Origin of the sequence: Vibrio palustris, assembly GCF_024346995.1 — a bacterium.
In the GTDB taxonomy this organism is placed as follows: domain Bacteria; phylum Pseudomonadota; class Gammaproteobacteria; order Enterobacterales; family Vibrionaceae; genus Vibrio; species Vibrio palustris.
Genome location: NZ_AP024887.1, coordinates 1,702,082 through 1,721,086 on the forward strand (window position 1 = coordinate 1,702,082; position 19,005 = coordinate 1,721,086).

At 45.1% G+C, this 19,005-nt stretch carries 16 protein-coding genes and 1 riboswitch; of the genes, 4 read left to right on the forward strand and 12 right to left on the reverse strand.

Annotated features, from left to right (window positions below):
• The first annotated feature begins 578 nt into the window (after positions 1–578).
• Positions 579–1,850: an outer membrane protein transport protein gene (locus tag OCU30_RS08050; protein WP_077312374.1), complete on the forward strand. Its 1,272-nt coding sequence runs from the start codon at positions 579–581 to the stop codon at positions 1,848–1,850.
• Between the two features lie 208 nt (positions 1,851–2,058).
• Here OCU30_RS08050 and OCU30_RS08055 read toward each other — a convergent pair whose 3' ends face one another.
• Both OCU30_RS08055 and OCU30_RS08060 read right to left on the reverse strand, forming a co-directional pair.
• On the reverse strand, positions 2,059–3,594 hold the full coding sequence (locus OCU30_RS08055; RefSeq protein ID WP_077312372.1) for an ATP-binding protein: 1,536 nt from the start codon (positions 3,592–3,594) through the stop codon (positions 2,059–2,061).
• Positions 3,595–3,915: 321 nt separating this feature from the next.
• A complete protein-coding gene (locus OCU30_RS08060; protein WP_077312370.1) occupies positions 3,916–4,389 on the reverse strand; it encodes a low molecular weight protein-tyrosine-phosphatase in 474 nt (157 codons plus the stop codon).
• Positions 4,390–4,540: 151 nt separating this feature from the next.
• Here OCU30_RS08060 and cobO point away from each other — a divergent pair, with 151 nt between their 5' ends.
• Positions 4,541–5,134, forward strand: coding sequence for a cob(I)yrinic acid a,c-diamide adenosyltransferase (cobO, locus tag OCU30_RS08065; protein ID WP_077312368.1), 594 nt, complete (start codon positions 4,541–4,543; stop codon positions 5,132–5,134).
• 67 nt (positions 5,135–5,201) lie between these two features.
• Here the strand turns inward: cobO and OCU30_RS08070 are convergent, their stop codons facing one another.
• The 3 genes from OCU30_RS08070 to apbC all read right to left on the reverse strand — a co-directional run bounded on the left by OCU30_RS08070 (position 5,202) and on the right by apbC (position 9,311).
• A complete protein-coding gene (locus OCU30_RS08070) occupies positions 5,202–7,322 on the reverse strand; it encodes an AsmA family protein (protein ID WP_077312366.1) in 2,121 nt (706 codons plus the stop codon).
• Positions 7,323–7,412: 90 nt separating this feature from the next.
• Positions 7,413–8,054: a uridine kinase gene (gene udk, locus OCU30_RS08075; protein ID WP_077312364.1), complete on the reverse strand. Its 642-nt coding sequence runs from the start codon at positions 8,052–8,054 to the stop codon at positions 7,413–7,415.
• A gap of 183 nt (positions 8,055–8,237) precedes the next feature.
• Positions 8,238–9,311 (reverse strand): iron-sulfur cluster carrier protein ApbC, encoded by a 1,074-nt coding sequence (apbC, locus tag OCU30_RS08080; RefSeq protein ID WP_077312362.1) that lies wholly within the window; start codon positions 9,309–9,311, stop codon positions 8,238–8,240.
• 160 nt (positions 9,312–9,471) lie between these two features.
• Here apbC and metG point away from each other — a divergent pair, with 160 nt between their 5' ends.
• Together metG and OCU30_RS08090 are read left to right on the forward strand one after the other, a co-directional pair.
• Positions 9,472–11,520, forward strand: a complete 2,049-nt coding sequence (metG, locus tag OCU30_RS08085; protein WP_077312360.1) for a methionine--tRNA ligase — start codon at positions 9,472–9,474, stop codon at positions 11,518–11,520.
• Positions 11,521–11,733: 213 nt separating this feature from the next.
• Positions 11,734–12,540, forward strand: a complete 807-nt coding sequence (locus tag OCU30_RS08090; RefSeq protein ID WP_077312358.1) for a hypothetical protein — start codon at positions 11,734–11,736, stop codon at positions 12,538–12,540.
• A gap of 68 nt (positions 12,541–12,608) precedes the next feature.
• Here OCU30_RS08090 and udp read toward each other — a convergent pair whose 3' ends face one another.
• From udp to moaA, 7 genes are all read right to left on the reverse strand, one after another.
• Positions 12,609–13,367, reverse strand: coding sequence for a uridine phosphorylase (udp, locus tag OCU30_RS08095; protein ID WP_077312356.1), 759 nt, complete (start codon positions 13,365–13,367; stop codon positions 12,609–12,611).
• A 207-nt stretch (positions 13,368–13,574) separates the two neighbouring features.
• Complete coding sequence (locus OCU30_RS08100) at positions 13,575–15,866, reverse strand: zinc/cadmium/mercury/lead-transporting ATPase (protein WP_077313632.1); 2,292 nt, start codon at positions 15,864–15,866, stop codon at positions 13,575–13,577.
• 128 nt (positions 15,867–15,994) lie between these two features.
• Positions 15,995–16,453, reverse strand: a complete 459-nt coding sequence (gene moaE, locus OCU30_RS08105) for a molybdopterin synthase catalytic subunit MoaE (protein WP_077312354.1) — start codon at positions 16,451–16,453, stop codon at positions 15,995–15,997.
• Position 16,454: 1 nt separating this feature from the next.
• On the reverse strand, positions 16,455–16,700 hold the full coding sequence (gene moaD / locus OCU30_RS08110; RefSeq protein WP_077312353.1) for a molybdopterin synthase sulfur carrier subunit: 246 nt from the start codon (positions 16,698–16,700) through the stop codon (positions 16,455–16,457).
• Positions 16,697–17,176: a cyclic pyranopterin monophosphate synthase MoaC gene (moaC, locus tag OCU30_RS08115; RefSeq protein ID WP_077312351.1), complete on the reverse strand. Its 480-nt coding sequence runs from the start codon at positions 17,174–17,176 to the stop codon at positions 16,697–16,699. Before moaC ends, moaD begins: the two co-directional genes overlap by 4 nt.
• Positions 17,177–17,188: 12 nt before the next feature.
• Positions 17,189–17,695 (reverse strand): molybdenum cofactor biosynthesis protein B, encoded by a 507-nt coding sequence (gene moaB / locus OCU30_RS08120; RefSeq protein ID WP_077312349.1) that lies wholly within the window; start codon positions 17,693–17,695, stop codon positions 17,189–17,191.
• 111 nt (positions 17,696–17,806) lie between these two features.
• On the reverse strand, positions 17,807–18,796 hold the full coding sequence (moaA, locus tag OCU30_RS08125) for a GTP 3',8-cyclase MoaA (RefSeq protein WP_077312347.1): 990 nt from the start codon (positions 18,794–18,796) through the stop codon (positions 17,807–17,809).
• Positions 18,784–18,920: riboswitch (molybdenum cofactor riboswitch) on the reverse strand. It overlaps the preceding gene by 13 nt.
• Between the last annotated feature and the right edge of the window lie 85 nt (positions 18,921–19,005).

Here is a 19,005-nt window from a genome sequence, read left to right on the forward strand (position 1 = left end):
ATGAGAGAGATGACGGCGCTCTCAAAATAACCGCAAAAAAAAAAACCACACAGTAAACTGTGTGGTTGCAATGAAACAATTAACTCGCGTTAACTAAAGTAATCAGAGAACTGATTAGGGAGAAAGTAAAGTCAGCCTTCAAAGGAAAGGTCATCTTGCTCACACGTTACTCTTTCGACTAACGAGATGACGAACATCAATATAGCGCATTCAACAAAATAAAATTTGTAACAGATCAATTTTGTTGCAGTTAAACCCCATATAACACGGGTGGTTGATACAGAACCAGTCCTTACGAAGATTTTAGCACGATTAAAAACCATTAACTATCTGATTTTTATGTTAAAAATAGAATTATTGTCGTGTAAGACATTTTTCCAACTCTAAATAGAGTCATTACTCTAAATAATGCATATTTCCTGCATATTTACGTTTGTTCACGCTAATTTCTCACAAAATGTCACCTATTTTTGCAATGGTCGGATTTGTATCTTATACACTAGCCACTAGTATCAGCGCGAAATTGAGTATTAACTCAAAATAATGCCCTATAGAGGCAGACTTGTAGGATAAATAAAATGAAAAAGACTCGCTTGTATCAAAAAACGTTGCTCGCAGTGGCCGTCGGCCTTGTGACTCAACAAGCATCCGCAGCCGGTTTCCAATTGAATGCACAATCCGCTACTGGCCTCGGTCGGGCATTTGCTGGTGATGCAGTGATCGCCGATAATGCCTCATCCATGGCTCGTAACCCAGCCACCATGGCATTATTTGATCACACTGCAATGTCTCTTGGGGTTGAAACCATCAAGACACTGATTGATGTGAACGAAGCAACCTATAACGGGGTTGCACCTGTTGATGACGTCGATGATGTCGGTAGCACCTCTGTCGCGCCAAACTTGCATTTAATTGTGCCAGTTAATGATAAGTTTGCTTGGGGTATCAATGCCTACACCAACTTTGGCACGAAGACCGAATTTGCTGATGACTATATTGCATCAGAATATGGAGGCAAAACCGATCTTAAAAGCATCAACTTAGGTTTAGCCGGTTCGTACCGTTTAAATCAAGAATGGAGTTTCGGCGCGGGCATCGATATTTTGTATGGTCAAGGCACGATGCAGCGCTATGCAAGTAACACGTTAGCTCAAGCTAGTTCAGCGCAACTGGGCACCACCATTCCGGCAGGAACGGCATTAGTCGATGTTGATAAAGCCGATGGCTGGGCCGTTGGATTTAACGTCGGTACGGTATACGAATTAGATGAAAATAACCGTTTCGGTTTTGCTTACCACTATAGCCCTAAATTTTCAGCAAAAGACGATTACGGCCAAGAAATTACGCTACCACTGCCCGACATTGCCGAGTTTTCCGGTTTTCATAAAATCAAAAACACCAAGTTCGCGGTGCATTACAGCGTGCAGTGGATTGGTTGGGATTCGTTTGACAATATCGACTTTGATGACTTAGATGCGTCGCAATCTCCAATTGTGAGTGCAACATCTGGCAGCAACTACAAAAAACCATACCAATGGCAAGATGGCTGGCACTACGCGATTGGCGGCACCTATTACATGACAAAAGCCGTCACCTTACGTGCTGGTTACATGTACGATACCAGTGCTCAAGATAAACTGACGTCGATTTCAGTCCCTGATTCGGATCGCCAATGGTTCTCTGCAGGTATTGGGTATAAACTGTCGAAACAGTCAACTATCGACTTTGGCGCGACGTATCTGTTAGGCGAAAAAGTGGACGTGACCGAAAATGGTGCGGGAACAACTTTAACGGCAACCACGAAAGCCGATGCTATCTTATTGGGTCTCCAATATAGCCATACTTTTTAAACGATAGAAATGTGTTGGCAAATACAGCCTATGGATCATCAAAAGAGCCGCGTCGCGGCTCTTTTTTATGCAAACAGGGTTGATGTACTGTTCGCATGTACCTGTACTGGCAACCTTTTATAGTATGGGTGTCTTGTTTATTGTTGTTTATTAGGTCTTCGCGCCTTTTGCGAAGGTACGGTGGAATGATTGGTTGGACATCATTATGTCATCTTGAAGGATTACCGAACAACCTACTCCAGAACCCCGCCTTCTTCGCGGGACTAGGGTCGTGTCTCGCAGCCTGTGGGTGCTGTGATGCGGCCTGGATTTCAACGACTTGAGTTTTTGTCGACTCTTGCGGCAATTGGGTATCGGCGGAAGCTATGCGTAGAGCCTTAGACGCGACCATCCCGAGAAGCGAGGTCAACTCGTGCTCGAAACCGATAGTGACGTCGGTTTCGCCGCTTCGGGCATGAGCGATCTCGTGAAGCAAGGTGGATGCATAGCTCTCGACAGAAGCGAGTTCGCTACGCTTGATGATGATTTCCGTGCCAGTCCAAAGGCCGCTGGCCTCCGAGAAGCTTCCGGTCTCGGGGCGCATAATCTCCGAGATCTTTACCGATTGAACCCTCGAAGGAAGTCCACCGACAAGATCTGCTAGCCTTCCGGTCATGTCGAATACCCATCTTTCGGCCTGCATAAGCTTTTCGGGCGGGACGAATTTGAATTCGAAGCAATCATTCCACTCAGAAATGAAATTACCCAAATCCTGTATCGTGTTACCTTTCGTATCGACCTGTCCCGACAGCTTTTCTTTGACAGTGCTCGGTATCGTAATAATCTGCCGCCCGTTCACCCGAGCCTCTTCGACGAAACGCGGGGCATTCATCATCTCCTCATCCGTTAGAAACAGTACATTTCCAGATGCGTTGGTGATCTTCGACGCATGTACGGAGACATCCGTCCATTTCATTTCGTCATGCAGCGTGCCGCTCCCGAAGTTGCCGAGATCATCGACTAAGGCTCTGGCAACTGCTTCCGAAGAAGAAGCGAGCAGGACGGACTTCACTCGGTCCGAGTAGGCGGTTCTCCCGACATTCGTCCTTTCGCGATTGAGAGCTTTCTTGATAACGGCCGTCAGCGAAGTGATGTTGTAGGAGAACAAGAAATTCTCCTCTTCGGCTACGCGGATGCCATTGATGTAAATAAAGGAGACCTTACCCGCCTTCTGCAGGACTTCTCCATATTGAGTTTTTTCTAGGTTTTCGTCACCGGAGAAACACAGGAACAGACACTTCGCCTGCTCGACGTCCTCAACAGAACAACCTTTCAAGATGAATTCAGTTCCGACGAATGTCGGATCGGACGGTTCGGAGATGCAGGCGTGCAGCGTGATAACATCAGAGAAATCATGCTTCTCAGAGCGATCGAAGGAGACATCGCAGAACTTAGAGCGGATACGGGTCTCGATGCCCACTCGGTCGAATGTAGCCAGAGCGTCCTTCAAGCCTACGCCGAACTTTCCGATGAGACCGGGATGATCGAGCTTTTCCTGATTCTCGTTCATCGTGAAGTGCTCGTGGCGGAGGCCACGGCCAAAGTCCCTGATGCACCAATTACCGTCGCCGTCGCGGGAGATGGTAATTTCCCGCGTGCCAGTCAATATTTGCTCGTCGAGCGCGTTTGCAATGATTTCCCGAATGGCATGGTATGCATCCCAGTTTTCAAGCATCCGCTCGATGTTCAGGTCAAATTTCTTCATTGCCACATTCACTCCGCTTCGATTTCGCTTGATGCCCAACATTTTAATAGTGCACATGCGCGTTTAAACCGAGCTTGAGAGTTCAAAAAAATAAACTCTAAGTATCTGTTTTAAAAGCATTTTTCAGGGTTACCCCAAAGCAAGTCAAAATACCAATTCGAGCATGCGCGTTATATCATTTTTCCACAGCACGTTATTCTGGCTGATAAAATGGTTAACGATTGATCTTAATACACTTTCATTGACACAACTATGACAAACTAAGCAAAAAAACACTACTCAGGTCATAAAAACAGGCATCCAATATGCAATTGAGGATGCTCATGTGGTTTGCATAGCTGGCAAACGTAATTGCGCTGCTTGCTCGAGTAAATCAAGGACATAATCAAAACCGTCGCTTCCACCGTAATAGGGATCTGGAATTTCATCCGTTTCAAGGCCGAGGCCGGCTAACAGTAATTGAATTTTATAACGGTACTGCGGCGGGCACATGGCGGTGAGATCCGCCACATTTTGCGTATCGGCGGCAAAAATATAATCAAAGCGGGCAAAGTCTTGCAACGCAACGGGGCGTGAGCGCATGTGCTCAAAAGAGTAACCGCGTTGCTCACCGGCCGCTCTCGCTCGCGGATCCGGTTTTTCTCCCTCATGAAAACCAAGTGTGCCTGCAGAATCAATATCGATGTTGATGCCGAGTCTTTGCGCTTGGTATTGAAACACCGCTTGCGCTGTTGGCGAACGACAGATATTGCCCATGCAAACCATGAGTACTTTTACTGGTGGTTCAATCGTCATCGCTTTCTCCTAGCCTAATGGAACCTATACACTCTGTCGCATAATGTGCTGCTTTGCAACGGTACGATATTATCAAGTTTGTCGTATTCAGTGATTACGCATTATCGTATGATAATCACCATCGTTCATCGCGACAGCAATAGGATTAATCATGTCAGATCAACAAAGACATCAAGCACGACAACAAAAAGTTAAAGAAAACGTTGATGCGAAAATTGCGTCAGCGCAACAGGAAAAGGGATTACTACTGGTAGTCACAGGCAATGGAAAAGGCAAATCTACGTCTGGCTTTGGCACCATAACGCGCGCTATCGGGCACGAGCAGAAATGTGCAGTCGCCCAATTTGTAAAAGGAACTTGGGATAATGGCGAACGTAATGTGTTGGAAAAGCTTGGCGTTGAGTTTCAAGTCATGGCGACTGGCTTTACATGGGAAACGCAAAACAAACAAACCGATACCGACGCAGCGCAAGCGGTGTGGAAAGAATGTTTGCGCATGCTGCAAGATCCCTCATTACACGTCCTGCTGTTTGATGAAATCACCTATATGATTAACTTTGGCTACATTGATCTCGATGAGGTGATCGACGCGCTACAACAGCGCCCGCCAATGCAATCTGTGATTATCACCGGGCGAGGCGCACACCGCCGCTTAATAGAGCTTGCAGATACCGTATCGGAAGTTAAAAACACCAAGCATGCTTTTGATTCTGGTATCAAAGCGCTTAAAGGCGTTGATTGGTAATAACAAAAAAGCCTCATGCAATAGAATGGCATGAGGCTTTTATAAACATGACGATGAAAATGGCTCGTTAGTTAAACAGGCCTTTAATCAAGCCATTAACGGCTTTTTTGGTTCTCTCGTCTTTGATTTTACCATCGAGTTTTTCTAAACCGCGATCGACTTCCTTACGCGCTTTCTGTTTCAACACATCGTCAAACACTAATTTGAATTTAGGCTTCGCCCACTGACCGTGAATATTAAGTGGGATAGTGACATCACGCAGTTCGTCAATACTCTTTCCACCCTGCCCTTTAAGGCTAGAAACCAGCGAAGTACGCACTAACATATCCATCGTTTCTTCTAAATAGTTAGCACTGCCTTCCCCCTGAATACGCAATAGAGGTGACTGTAAATGTAAGCTGGTTACATTGGCAACACCTTGATCTAATTTAACTTTAGCCGTTAAAGAACTGAAATCAGTTTTCTGCGGCGCATCATCTTCAACCTTTTGTCCTTTCAGTTTGGCATAAGTTGTACGAATCAACTGCGCGACATTGACCCCGTTAATCGAACCATCTTTAAAAGCCATATCCAAAGAGCCTTCAAGATTAGGCTTAAGTATCTCCGGTGTAAGGCCTGCGCCCTGTACGGAAAAATCGGCATTCATATTACCTGCCAGCCACTGCTTCTTCGTGAGATCTTTTAGTAGAGGCAATGCCTCAACATGTTTAATGGTCCCGCTTGCTTTGTACGTCGCGGGTAAATCATTGCCATCCAGTGTCGCTTTAGCATTCACATGACCGTCATACAAATCCGCATCAAAGTGGTTGAGTAAGACCTTACCTTGGTGAATCGCCATGTTAATATCAACATTATGTAGTTTCGCATTGGCGGCTTTAAACTGCTTCATCTTCACAGAGCCGCTCACATCTAAACCACTTAACGCACTGAGATCCGGCTCCGCCGCTTTTTGGTCAATTAACGATTGATCGTGGGTTTTCGCTGGTACCGTTTTCGGTTTTGCTTGAGACTGAGCCTCTGGAGACACTAAAAACGGATCCAAATCCACATTATCGCTGGATAAAGAAAAGGTAATTTTAGGGATCTCATCTAACTTGGCGTTGACTTTACCTTGCCATTGCATCTCATTGATGTCTAAGGTATCAAGATTAAGCTTTGCTTGCTTCTTACCAAGGTCATAACTACCCTTTGCGGCTAATTGCAGTTTGAGTGGCGCATTAGGTACACTTTTACCATCAAGCTGAGTATTCACATTAAATTGTGTCAAACTAATATGATTCAATGCCTCATCAATCGTCATCGATGCTTGTCCATCGGCCGACAATGCCATGTCATTGGCCTTACCAGACACCTGATACTTGATAAGATTTTCCTTCGTGAGGCTAAGCGATTCTGCCGTCACCTCTGCCTGCTTAATTTGTACTTGCTTGTCGCTGTAGCTGGCCTTGATTGACATATCACGTAACGTGCTATCTTGCCAAGGATTAGACACATTCAGTTCCGTGGTGCCAGAGACCGCAAAGGTCTGTTGATTATGTGAGCCTTTGGCACCAAAGGTGACATTCGACCATTGGTTAACCGCAAAGTTATCAAGGCTGAGTTGTAAGTCATAGAGTTTAGTAAACGTCTTCGTTTGTTGGTCTTGGATATCCAACACCCCATTAACGATATCCACACCTTGTACCGATAGCTCCCAAGGTTGCGACGAATCATCGGTTTTAACCGTGTCTGACGGCTCTTCTTTTGCTTGAGATGGGGTTGATTTAGATTTAGTTGCTTGAGAGCTGGCCGATTCTGGCGCTTTAAAACTATCCAGATTCGATTGACCATTCTTCAATGTCTCAAGGTGTACTTCGGCTCCTTCCAAGCGTACATTGCCAATATTAAGCTCATGATCAAGCAAGCCAAAGAGTGAGACATCAATGCCTACTTCATCAACTTTAAACATATTGGCAGAAGAATACCCTTGCGGGTTCTTTAATTCGGTTTGCCCCAATTGAAAACCAATCGATGGAAAAAACTGCCAGCTAATATCGCCTGTAATAACGAGATCTAGCCCTGTTTTATCTTTCACTTGGTTGACAATTAATGGCTTAAATTGGTTGGGATTAACAAAAATCACTAACACGATCACGCAACTAACGAGGATGGCTAATAGCGTACCGAGTAAGATAGAAAGCTTCTTCATCTCGGGGTTCCTTGCGGTAAAAAAAAGTGGCACATCAGTGCCACTTATCTTAGTCAATGTTTCTAACTCTATGCCATTATTCAGTAAAAATTATGATTTTAAAAGTTTAGAAATATGTGCTTTTAGGACATCAATGGCAATTCGGTTCTTACCACCACGCGGAACAATAATATCCGCATGCTGTTTGGACGGCTCAATAAACTGTAAGAACATCGGACGTACGGTTTTTTGGTATTGATTTAATACCGATTCCATCGTACGACCACGCTCTTCCACGTCACGCTTCACACGGCGCAATAGACAGATATCTAAAGGTGTATCCATAAAGACACTCGCGTGCATTAAGTTACGTAGACGGGGTTCAGTCAGTAATAGAATACCTTCCAAAATGATGACTTTCTTTGGAGTCATGCGCGTCGTTTGTTCTGTTCGGGTATGCTCACTGTAGCTATACTCAGGAACATCAACCGCTTCGCCACGCTCCAATTGTTCTAAATGCTCGCATAACAATTCATGATCCAACGCACTAGGATGGTCATAATTTGTTTTTACACGTTCTTCCATACTAAGATGACTCTGATCTTTGTAGTAGCAATCTTCCGTAATCACCCCAATTTGGTTATCGCCAACTTTTGCACGAAGTTCTTTGTAGACAGTACTTGCGATCAAACTCTTTCCAGAGGCAGAAGCGCCAGCGATACCAATGATGACGCATTGATTATAATCAGACATGTATTAGCACCCGATACGTGATAGATGTGAGGATTTAGGTAAACCGCCTGATTATAGGGAGAACAGGCCAGTTATACTAGATTCTAACAGGGAAAATGCAGCGTAAATAGACTGTTTGATTAACAAAGCAGCAGAGATAACGATTACATTATCCCTGCATCAAGCTTTATTCGATTGAATCGCTTATACGAATGTTACATCAATAGCATCGGGCTTGACCTGCCCTTGCCAATACAGCGTCGACGCAATCCGCTCAGCTAATTGTAAATAATAGCCTGCATGTTCGCTATCCGGACGACGAGCCACAGTCGGGATACCGGCGTCAATATCTTCACGCATTGCCATGTGTAAAGGCACTTGCGCTAACAAGGCAAGACCACTGTCAGATGCGAGCGACTGGGCACCACCACTGCCAAAAATCGCTTCATGCGCTCCACAGTGACTGCAAATGTGATAACTCATGTTTTCCACAATGCCAATGACCGGCACATTCACTTCCTCAAACATCGCGGCTCCTTTGCGAGCATCGGCTAACGCCAAATCTTGCGGAGTAGTGACGATTACTGAGCCGGTGACGGGCATTTGCTGAGCTAAAGTTAATTGTATATCGCCGGTACCAGGCGGCATATCAATGACCAAGTAATCTAACTCTGGCCAATGGGTTTCGCGCAGTAGTTGCTCAAAGGCTTTTGAGGCCATCGGCCCACGCCAAATAGCCGCATTGGCTTTATCCACTAAATAACCAATGGAATGGGTATAAATACCGTGCGCCTTAACCGGCTGCATCCATTTGTTATCGACCACTTCAGGCTTGGCATCTATGGTACCCAACATTAACGGGACCGATGGTCCATAGACATCGGCATCAAGCAAACCCGTTTTGGCTCCTGATTGTGATAACGCTAATGCCAAATTGACTGCTGTGGTTGATTTACCGACGCCGCCTTTCGCAGATGTTACAGCGATGATGTTTTTTACACCACGAATCGGTTTGTCGATCGTGGTTTGTAATGTGCTGGGTTTGACGATGATTTCATAAGCAATACGGTCAATCTCATTATTGTCGATTTGAGCCTCAATCCATTGAGCTAGCTCGGTTTTAATATCGTTAACCGCAAAAGGCAAGGCAATCTGCAACAGGTGCTCTGACGAAAGCGATACCACATTAGGCTGATCGGCCCAATTTGGGATTAAATGAGGATGAGAAAATTGATTTAACCACACGCAAAAATCGTGTTTGGACGTTAACGAATGCATAAGCCCTCCTTTTTTTGCCATGCTAGCATTCAATCTCTTCAGAAAGAAGCTTGAAAAAGTTCCTCGATCCATGTGGACTGCGGCTTGGCGTTCTACCTATCATGAGGTAGTATTATCCACCACTGTTTTCAATACCTATCAAAAAAGCGAATAATTAAGTATGGCAACTGAACCGAGAAAAATTCTGGTAACTTGTGCCCTTCCGTACGCTAACGGTTCTATCCACTTGGGTCATATGCTTGAGCATATCCAAGCTGATATTTGGGTTCGTTATCAGCGCCTACGAGGCAACACAACTAACTTCATCTGTGCAGACGATGCTCACGGCACGCCAATCATGCTTAAAGCGCAACAGATGGGTATCACGCCAGAAGAAATGATCGCCGGTGTCAGTGAAGAACATCAGCAAGATTTTTCAGGGTTTAACATTAGTTTTGATAACTATCACAGTACTCATAGTGAAGAAAACCGTGAGTTAGCATCACATATTTATCTCGAACTGAAGAAAAACGGTTTTATATCAAGTCGTACAATTTCGCAGTTATTTGATCCTGAAAAACAAATGTTCTTGCCCGATCGCTTCGTGAAAGGCTCTTGTCCTAAATGTAAAGCCGAAGATCAATACGGCGATAACTGTGAGGTTTGTGGTGAAACCTACAGCCCAACCGAGCTTATCAACCCACGTTCTGCCGTATCAGGGGCGACACCAGTATTAAAAGACTCAGAACACTTTTTCTTTGACTTGCCGCAATTTGAAAGCATGCTAAAAGCGTGGACTCGCTCAGGTTCTCTACAAACAGAAACCGCAAACAAAATGCAAGAATGGTTCGAATCTGGCCTTCAACAATGGGATATCTCGCGCGATGCACCTTATTTCGGATTTGAAATTCCAGGTGAAGCAGGCAAGTTCTTCTATGTATGGCTTGACGCACCAATTGGTTACATGGGCTCATTCAAAAACCTTTGTGACAAACGTGATGATTTAAGTTTTGACGAGTACTGGAAGAAAGATAGCTCAACAGAGCTTTATCACTTCATCGGTAAAGATATCGTGTATTTCCACAGCTTGTTCTGGCCAGCGATGCTTGAAGGCGCAGGTTACCGCCAACCTAACAATGTCTTTGTACATGGCTATGTAACGGTTAACGGCGCGAAAATGTCTAAATCAAAAGGGACGTTCATTAAAGCGAGTACTTACCTGCGTCACCTCGACCCAGAGTGCTTGCGTTATTACTACGCTGCCAAACTGAATAATCGTATTGATGATCTTGACTTAAATCTTGATGATTTTACGCAGCGTGTTAACTCGGATGTCGTCAATAAAATTGTTAACTTAGCCTCTCGTAACGCAGGGTTTATTACGAAGCGCTTTGAAGGCAAATTATCATCCCAGCTTGCAGAGCCAGAGTTATACCAATCCTTCGTTGATGCTGCGCAGCATATTGGTGAGCTATTTGAAAACCGCGAGTACAGCCGAGCAATTCGTGAAATTACCGCTCTTGCCGATAAAGCCAACCAATATGTCGATGAAAAAGCCCCTTGGGTTGTCGCGAAGCAAGAAGGTCAAGAACAAGCATTACAAGACATTTGTACAGTTGGTCTTAACTTATTCCGCGTATTAATGACTTACTTGAAGCCTGTCATGCCGTTATTGGCAGAAAAAACCGAAGCGTTCTTAAACCAAGAACTGACTTGGGATGGCATTGCAACACCCTTAACGGATCACAGTATTAGTCGCTTTAAAGCCCTATTTAACCGTATCGATCCGAAACATATCGAAAATATGCTGGAAGATTCTAAAGAAGTTGCAGCCGCAGAAAAAGCCGCGGTAGAAGCGGCGACTCAAGCTCAACAAACAGAATTGGATAAAGACCCAATCGCGGATGAAATCGAGTTTGATGATTTTGCGAAAGTCGATATGCGTATTGCGAAGATTATTTCATGTGAATCGGTACCAAAAGCGAATAAGCTGCTGAAATTCCAATTAGATATTGGTGGTGAAACCCGTCAAGTATTCTCAGGTATCAAAGCCGCTTATCAACCTGAAGATCTCGTGGGCAAATACACTGTGATGGTCGCCAACCTTAAACCACGCAAAATGAAGTTTGGTATGTCTGAAGGAATGATTCTTGCTGCCGGACCTGGTGGTGACGAGTTATGGATTTTAGAGCCCCATGAAGGCGCTCAACCTGGTATGCGCGTCATGTAATTACGCGTTCACCGAGTATTATGACAGCCTAAAGCCCACATCAATTCGATGTGGGCTTTTTTTATAGCAGCACCGACCTGGACAAAATCTGCACTTCATTGGTGCGAAAAATTCGCAAGTATAAACATAAATCACTGAAAAATATAAAATAAAAACTTGGCATTAAGCGTGCAACATAACTGAACACTTACGTACACCAACTTGGAGTCGGTTATGTTTATCTTATTTACGATAATCATTTCGTTGGCGATACTAGCGGCCATATACAAGTATTCTCAACGTCAGCAAGCTTTAATGCAGCGCCAATACGATATGTTGGTAGAACTACGTCAACTCCTGAATCTGACTCATCAACATCGTCGTGAGACTCACCTTTCTTTACTACAAGATGAAGATCGCTCGCCTGAGATTGAGAGTCTGCAAAAACAAATCACGTCTCGCTCCAGCACTCTCCTCTCCACCACGCACTTAGATAACAAACCTATGTATCGCATTTTCCAAGCCAAACTAGAGGAGCTGATGCATGAGTGGCCAACGTACTCACTCAGTCGCAATCAAATGACACACGGAAAAACCCTTCGTCATGGCATGTTTTTAATCGATGAAGTGGTTTTGGACTGGCTATTAACTTCAAATAAAGAAATGTTGTGTGATGAATACCACCAGCAATGGCAAATGGTCATCGACAGTCTTGATTCGTTAACTCAACTCCGTATTTGCATTGAAGATCTTGCTAGCGAAGCGGGTCAACAACGTTTTCTCATGTATGCCGATATTGTCTATAAAAAAGTGAATCAGCTCTCTTTCATTAGCGCTTTACCGATTTCCACCCCCGAGTGTTCACTCGCATTACAAACATTACACCGTTGTTTACAAGAAAAAGAGATCGATATAGAAGCGCTCGAGCTTTATCAACTGATGCATTCACTCTCTATGGCCATCGCCAATGAATACGATTTAATTCTCAGCCGGCTGACAAAAACTTTATTTATTCCATTACCTAAATTGGTTATCGCTTAATAGCTGAATGAAAAAAGCCCCATAATGAACTGACACGCATTATGGGGCTTTTACATTAACAAACCGTGTTATAGAAGTTTTCGCGCGGCTTCCACCACCACTTTGATAGAGCGTGTTTCGGCTTTTTTCAATGTGTCATGATCCGGTGTTTCAGATTGTGAACGGTTAATGATTACACCTGCCACACATCCTGCTTTTAAACCAGAGCTTGCACACATGGTCAGCAATGTCGCCGATTCCATTTCGAAGTTTAAGACACCCATGTCTTGCCACTCTTGCATCGAACCTTGGAAACGACGCACAACACGCCCACTAAACGTGTCGTAACGCTCTTGACCTGGGTAAAAAGTATCAGAAGAGGCCGTAACCCCTGTGAACACTTTAGCGCCGCTTTCATCGGCCGCTTGCTTCATTGCCGTCGCCACTTCAAAATCCGCAACCGCAGGAAATTCCATCGGAGCAAAGTGCGAGCTTGCCCCATCAAGGCGTACCGAGCCCGTCGTCACAATCATATCACCAACGTTAACATGTGGCTGAATCGCACCCGTAGTGCCTACACGCAAGAAGGTTCTCACTCCTAGCTGAGCCAATTCTTCAACGGCAATAGACGTTGATGGACCACCGATACCAGTAGAACAGACCACAACGGACTTGCCATCGAGCTCACCACGATACACGGTATACTCACGTTGACTGGCAAGAAATTGTGGGTTGTCCATCAGGTTAGCAATTTTTTCTACGCGAGCCGGATCGCCGGGAATGATCGCCAAGGTGGCTCCTTGAAGATCCTCTGTGGTTACGCCTAAATGAAATACAGCTTGAGTCATAAGATACTCCTTAAGTCGGCTTATTCAGCTCTTCATAGTTATGATAAATAGGGATACATCACTTACTGTAAGTGAGAACTTGATATTTGGTATCGATCAATATCACAAAAACAGTCATAGGAAATCACACCATTACATATTAGTGTGACTTACTTCATGAAATATCCACTATAACCTGAGTCATTGAGAGAGTATAGACCGCTTGAGCTAATCCGATTGCTTATATCGTAATAAACGTAATGCATTCAACGTCACTAACGCAGTTGCACCGCTATCTGCGAGAACAGCCAGCCATAAACCGGTCACCCCTAAGACACTGGTAACCAGAAAAATGGCTTTTAACCCTAACGCGATTGATACATTTTGTTTAATATTGCTGACGGTTGAACGTGATAACACAATCATATTGGCTAACGCGGTTAAACGACTTTGCGTTAACGCAGCATCGGCAGTATCTAGCGCGACATCCGTCCCATTTCCCATCGCAATACCAATATGGGCGGCTTTCATGGCCGGCGCATCGTTGATCCCATCACCAATCATCGCAACGTGCTGAGTTTTGGCGAGTTCTCGTACAGCATTGACTTTATCTTGTGGTAATAATTGGGCTTGATAGTCCATGCCTAACTGTTGAGCGATGCCAGCAGCGCTACGTTCATTATCCCCAGTCAGCATTACACTGCGAATACCCAATTGGCTTAATTGCTCTATCGCTTTTTTGGCTTCTGGGCGAAGCGTATCTTGCCAAGCCACAGCTCCAACTAATTCTTCGTCTCGTAACACACACGCGACGGTTTTACCCTGTGATTCCAATTGAAGTAGCGACTCCCACTGCACGCTTTGTTCACAAAAACGCGGCGACACAATGCGATACGAACGACCATCAACCTCGCCACTCACGCCTCGCCCTGCTTGTGCATTACGCTGCTCAGCGTCTTTAAACGCAATATTAGACGCGAGAGCGTAGCGAATGACCGCTTTGGCGAGTGGATGTGACGACCCGCTTTCAACGGCCGCAACCTTGGCAATTAGGCTATGCTCATCGATTCCATCAACGACCAAAACATCGGTCACCTGTGGATTACCTTGCGTTAATGTGCCAGTTTTATCAAACGCGATAGTGTCAATCTTGCCAAGTTGTTCTAATGCTGCGCCGCCTTTTACTAACGCCCCATGCTTAGTCACAGTGGCTAAACCAGAGGTAATCGCTGCGGGGGTTGAAATAACCAGAGCACATGGACATGCAATCAATAGTGTTGCCAGACCACGATATAACCAAGTTTCCCATGGCTGTGCGAAAAATAGAGGAGGAATAAACACCACGGCCAAGCCGACAAATAACATGAGCGGTGTATACCAACGACTAAACTTATCAAGAAAACGCTCTAACGGCGCTTTATGTGACTCTGCGTCTTCCATCAAGTGTAAAATGCGATCAATGGCATTGTCGCCCTGGCGAGAAGTAATCTTAATACGTACTACTTGGTCAACCACAACACAGCCCGCCGCTAGGTGTGCATTCTGATGATGCTCAACGGGAATCGACTCACCGGTTAATGCGCTTTCATCGACATTCGCTAACTCGTCTAGCAGACATCCATCAGCAGGTAGGCGATTGCCTGGACTCACTTCAACAATATCACCCGGTGTGAGTTCATTCGCGGCAACCTCTTCACGATGATTATCCTGAATGCGGATCGCCGTTTCTGGTACGAGTGCCATTAACGACTGAACACCACTGCGGGCACGAGACGCCGCATAGCCTTCTAAGCGTTCGCCAATCATGAAAAGAACGATGACCATTGCCGCTTCTGCCGTCGCCCCTAAATATAACGCGCCAATTGCCGCCACTGACATTAAGGTTTCTATCGCAAATGGCGTACCTGATTTCGCTAAACGCCATGCGCTACCGACGATCGGGATTAATCCAATTAGGCAGACAATGACATACATCCACTGGCTAAGTGTGGTATTCCACATCCCCGTTAGCGCCGCAATGGCGACACCAAAACCCAGACCAATAATACGTTGGGTGTCTGAATCTTTATACCATGGGGAGGAATCAACGTCTGGAGAGGAATGGCTAGCAGACTTGTGTAAGCGAAAACCTGTCGCGTTCACCGCCTGTTCTATTTTTTGTTCTGTTTCTGCATGATTGAAATCAACAATCAATTTTTCGGTACTGAAGACCACTTTTACCGCTTCAATATCCGCTAGCTTATTAACGGCAGTTTCAACTTTGCGCGCGCAAGAGGGACAGTCCATCCCCAGAATCGTCCAGCGCTGCTGATGTTGACCGGCTCGCCGCTCAGGCTCACTGTCGTCATCCGGCGAATCACCGCCACTGCAACCGCTCTCTGCAGTAGAATGATTATGCCCTGCATGCTTGTCTGATGTATCCATCGATTGGTGTGAGGTGCCACAACACGAGCTATGTTGATGAGCCGGTTTTGATACGGTTTTTTTACTAGAACAGCAATCTTTATGTTTACTACACATCATCTATTCTCTTAATTAGTGAATCATAGCCCAAGCATACACATTGGAGCCAACTCCAAGGTCAAGCCTATTTGGCTCTCATTGTATTCAATAGATGAAAAAAAAGCGCCGCAGCGCTCTTTGTCTTGTTAACTTTCTTGCCACCGTTGCGCGGCCAATCGATCTGACTCACGAGAGTCAAGCCAACGAGTTTCTGTCGTTGTGCGTTCTTTTTTCCAAAAAGGGGCTTGGGTTTTCAGGTAATCCATAATGAAGTCACACGCTGAAAACGCGGCCTGTCGATGGGCACTCGCCACACCAACTAACACAATTTGGTCACCTAAATCTAAATCACCAATACGATGAATGATCGTCACACCCAATAATGGCCAACGCTGCTCTGCTTGTTCGGCAATCTCATGCAACGATTTTTCGGTCATACCAGGATAATGCTCAAGGCTTAGCCCAATGACATCATCGTTTAGATTCATATCACGAACTTTACCAACAAAACTGACCACGGCACCAATATCCGTTGCTTGCGATAAACGTTCGTATTCCTCAGACAACACAAAATCCTGAGCTTGAACTACCACCTTTCTTTCCATATCAGCCCCCAGTCACGGGAGGGAAAAACGCGATCTCATCACCATCACTCAATTTGGTGTTCATTGGCACAATCGTCTGGTTAAGCGCGGACAGTAGCTTATCGCTTTCGAGCGCAAGCGCCCATTTATCGCTTTGCGTAGCTAAATGTTGACGCACGGCTTCAATATCAGAAAACTCTGCGGATATTGTTAAGCTGTCACATCCCACTAATTCGCGTGTTTGCGCAAAAAATAATACCGTAATCATACTTCCGCCTTAAAGTGACCCGATTTACCGCCCGTTTTTTCTAGCAAGCGTACCGACTCAACTACCATATTTTTCTGTACGGCTTTACACATGTCGTAAATCGTGAGTGCCGCCACTGAGGCTGCCGTCAGTGCTTCCATTTCAACACCGGTTTTTCCCGCTAACTTACACAGTGATTCAATTCGTACTTGGTGCGTTTTTTCACAGGCTTCAATCTGTACTTCCACTTTGGACAATAATAATGGATGGCAAAGCGGAATCAGCTCCCATGTACGTTTTGCCGCTTGAATTCCGGCAATACGGGCGGTAGCAAACACATCGCCTTTATGATGCTGCCCTGAGACAATCATGTGCAAAGTCTCAGGTGCCATCGTAACCCAAGCTTCAGCACGGGCTTCACGTACCGTCTCAGCTTTTTGCGACACATCGACCATATTGGCCTCACCCGCATCATTAATATGTGTCAATTCAGACATTCACATTCTCGCTTATAAATGAGGAATAAAGTTACATGGGCGATGCGTCGAATCGAGCTGATCGCGTAAAATTTTTGTCCATGCGGTACGACATGCGCCCGTAGACCCTGGCATAGCAAAAATAACGGTGTGATTAGCAAAACCCGCTAACGCGCGCGATTGAATCGTGGAGGTACCAATTTCATCATAAGACACCATACGAAATAGCTCACCAAACCCTTCAACTTCTTTATCAAATAACGGTTTAATGGCTTCTGGTGTGCTATCTCGAGAGGTAAATCCTGTCCCACCAGTAATCAAAACAACTTGCACATCTTCATCTGCAATCCACTGCGACACAATGGCACGAATTAAATAACGATCATCAATCGCAATTTTTTTCTCGGCTAAGCGGTGACCGGCATCTTTTAATGATTCAACCAAATATTGGCCTGATGTATCATCATCTTCAGTACGCGTATCTGACACAGTTAACACCGCGATATTGGCGGCTTGAAACTCATTAGCACCATGACCCATAGTCTTCCCCTTTTTCACTTTTTATGCATGGCAGTCATACCACGACAACTGCCTCTGATTTTTTGTAATGACTGAACATCGCGCATATGCGGCGTTCAGAACAGATCCACACTAACCACCAATCGATGCCAAATGTGGGGTCATCCCCGTATTGCCATCATGTAAATAGTGACTCACTGACTTACCCTGTAAATGCTCACCGATACGCGCGATAAGCGCTTCTTGCTGTGAATCAGATTGCAAAAGATCGCGTAACTCCACACCTTCCTCACCAAATAAACACAAATGCAGCTTACCCAGTGCGGATACTCGTAAACGGTTACAGGTCTGACAAAAATGCCGCTCATAAGGCATAATTAACCCAACTTCCCCTAGGTAGTCAGGATGAGTAAATACCTTAGCCGGGCCATCGGTCAGTTGACGTGGTTTCATACTCCAACCATTGGCGATCAGTGAATTTTGAATCTGCACGCCCGAGACATGATGGTTATCAAATAAACTATCCATTTCTCCGGTTTGCATTAACTCAATAAAACGCAATTGAATCGAACGGTCTTTGATCCAATTCAAGAAATCAGGCAAAGCGTGATGATTTAAATCTTTGAGTAGGACGACATTCACTTTGACTTGCTCATAACCAGCGATAAACGCTTCATCAATCCCTTGCATGACTTGGTGAAAACGATTTTGACCCGTGATTTGCTTAAACATGCGTGGATCTAAGCTATCGATACTGACATTTATATTCGTCAGGCCAGCGGCTTTCCAATCATGCACATTTGCAGCCATGCGATAACCATTAGTTGTCGTCGCTACTTTCTTAATTTCAGGAACACTAGCCACTGTCGACACTATGTCTAAAAAGTCTTTGCGTAATGTCGGCTCACCACCGGTGATACGCACTTTTGACGTGCCACAAGCGGCGAACGTTGTCACAATACGTTCGATCTCGGGCAAGGTCAGAAATGACGAGTTTTTGCTGCCTGTTGGGTAATACCCATCGGGTAAACAGTAGGTACATTTAAAATTACATACGTCCGTAACGGACAGGCGTAAATAATTAAACTTACGCCGAAAACTATCTTCGAATTGTTGCGCCATGAAACACCTTTCCAAACACGGGAGGCATCATCATTTCTAGTGATGCCCGCGTGGCGGTATTGCCACAGGATTACACACCCTATCCGGAAGACTTAGGTGAGTAAACTCGGAGTTATGGCAACTGAGGTCTTTTTAAGAATAAAAAATACGCTCAGCAGCATGGCGTTAAAATACTTAATGTTGGCAGCGGTTTCTACCCTAATTGATAA